General features: G+C 72.1%; 1 protein-coding gene. It reads right to left on the reverse strand.

What is annotated here, in order from left to right; translation table 11 throughout:
* Nucleotides 1-1578: condensation domain-containing protein (locus tag VF697_RS33175; protein WP_331101300.1), on the reverse strand; the 1578-nt coding region annotated here is incomplete at both ends.

The following is a 1578-nucleotide window of genomic DNA, read 5'->3' on the forward strand; positions in this document are numbered from 1 at the left end:
GCCTCCGGTGTCGCCTCCACCTGCGCCTCGAACAACTCGTGCAGCCCGCCTCCCACCTCCGGCGTCGGCAGCAGCGTGTTCCACCCCTTCAGCACCTGCTCTCGCTCCGCCTCCCCCAGCAGCACCACCTCGTCGAGGCATGCCTCGGGCTTCTCCACCACCGACTCGAGCAGGCGCTGGTAGTGCCCCAGCATCCGCTCCACCGTCCCCGCCTCGTACAGGTCCGTGCTGTACTCCAGCGAGCCGCGGAGGCCGTCCGCGTCCTCGTGCAGGAACAGCGACAGGTCGAACTTGGCCGTGTCGCGCCGCACCTCCACCGGCCGCAGCTTGAGTCCCTCCACCTCCAGCTCCGGCATGGGCGCGTTCTGCAGCGAGAACATCACCTGGAACAACGGCGTGCGTCCCAGGTCCCGCTCCGGCCGCAGCTCCTCCACCAGCTTCTCGAAGGGCACGTCCTGGTGCGCGTACGCGCCCAGCGTCGTCTCCTTCACCTGCGCCAGCAGCTCGCGGAAGCTCTTCGCCCCCTCCACCTGCGCGCGCACCACCAGCGTGTTGACGAAGAAGCCGATGAGGCCCTCCACCTCCGCCTGACGCCGGCCGGCGATGGGCATGCCCACGCTGATGTCCTGCTGCCCACTGTAGCGGTGCAACAGCACCTGCCACGCCGCCAGCAGCAGCATGAAGGGCGTCACGCCCTCCTGCCGTGCCAGCGCATTCAGCCGCTGCGAAAGCTCACGCGGCAGCCGCGCCGCCAGCGCCGCGCCCCGATAGGTCTGCGTCGCGGGCCTCGGCTTGTCCGTCGGCAGCTCCAGCGGCGCCGCGCCCGCCAGCTTCTGCTTCCAGTACGCCACCTGCTCGCCGAGCACCTCGTCCTTCAGCCACCCCCGCTGCCACACCGCGTAGTCCGCGTACTGCACGGACAGCTCCGGCAGCGTCGCCTGCTGGCCCCGGGCGTGCGCCTCGTACAGCGCCGCCAGCTCCCGCATCAGCACGCCCACGGACCAGCCGTCCGAGGCAATGTGGTGCATGTTCACCACCAGGACATGCTCCCGCTCGGCCAGCCGCAGCAGGGACGCGCGCAACATCAGATCGCGGCCCAGGTCGAACGGACGCCGAGCCTCCGCCCCCACCCGCGCCCGTGCCTCTTCCTCGCGCCGCGCGGCGGGCAGGCCCGACAGGTTCTCCACGTGCAGCACGAAGCCCTCCGCGGGCTGGACGCGCTGCACCGCCTGGCCATCCACCAGCGCGAACGTGGTGCGCAGCGCCTCGTGCCGCCGCACCACCTCGCCCAGGCTCTTCTCCAGCACCGCCGCGTCCAGCACCCCCTCGAACCGCACCGCGAGCGGGATGTTGTAGCTGGCACTGCCCGACTCCAGCTGGTCGAGGAACCACAGCCGCTGCTGCGCGAACGACAGCGGCAGCTTCCCGTCTCGCGCCACCCGCACCAGCGGCGGCGCGGCGCGGCGCCCATCGGCGCGCCGCGCCGCTTCCACGCGGCCGGCCAGCTCGCCCACCGTCGGCGCCTCGAACAGCGCGCGCAGCGGCACTTCCAGCTCGAAGCTCGAGCGCACGCGGGAG

Source organism: Archangium sp. (assembly GCF_036388035.1).
Taxonomy (GTDB): Bacteria; Myxococcota; Myxococcia; order Myxococcales; family Myxococcaceae; genus Archangium.